This is a genomic window from Tsuneonella litorea (assembly GCF_025154015.1).
GTDB classification, from domain to species: Bacteria; Pseudomonadota; Alphaproteobacteria; order Sphingomonadales; family Sphingomonadaceae; genus Tsuneonella; species Tsuneonella litorea.
The window spans coordinates 1-647 of record NZ_JAOAMV010000030.1; the positions used below are offsets into that span (position 1 = coordinate 1).

Below are 647 nucleotides of genomic sequence, written 5' to 3' on the forward strand. Positions count from 1 at the left end.
CATGCGTATCGCTATCTACGATCTCGACAAGACGCTCACCCGGCGCGCGACCTACACGCCGTTCCTGCATTTCGCGGCCCTGCGTGTCGTCCCCTGGCGGCTGGCGTTCTCGCCCGCCTGGATCGCCAGCATGATCGGCTACAAGCTGGGCCTCTTTGGCCGTGAAACGCTGAAAGAGCGTGGGATGCGGATGATGGTCGGACCCGTTGGTGTGCAGCGGCTCGAGGTCGTGGGGCGGGATTTTGCCGCGCACGTGGTCAAGGGGAGCGGGTTCTATCCCGGAGCAGTGCGTTTGCTGGAGGAAGACCGTGCTGGCGGCGCCCGCATTATCGTTGCCACCGCCGCCTTCGAATTCTACGCCCGCGAAATTGCCAGCCACCTGCAAATCGGCACGGTGATCGGCACGCATTGGGACGGGCAGCACATCGTGGGTGGCAATTGCTACGGTGAAGCCAAGAAGGCCCGCGTGCTCGCATGGATGCAGGAACAGGGCATCGATCCGGAGGACGCCGAAATCCGCTTCGTCAGCGACAGCTTCGCGGACGCGCCCCTGCTCGACCTGGCAAGCGATCCGATTTTCGTTACTGGCTCTTCCGCCAAAGCGCAAAAGGCCCGCGCGCGCGGTTGGCGGGTCATGAACCTTTCTG

1 protein-coding gene is annotated in these 647 nt (G+C 63.7%); it reads left to right on the top strand.

What is annotated here, in order from left to right; translation table 11 throughout:
• The coding region (locus N0B51_RS14830; RefSeq protein WP_259963373.1) for an HAD family hydrolase at nucleotides 1–647 on the top strand (647 nt) is incomplete at both ends.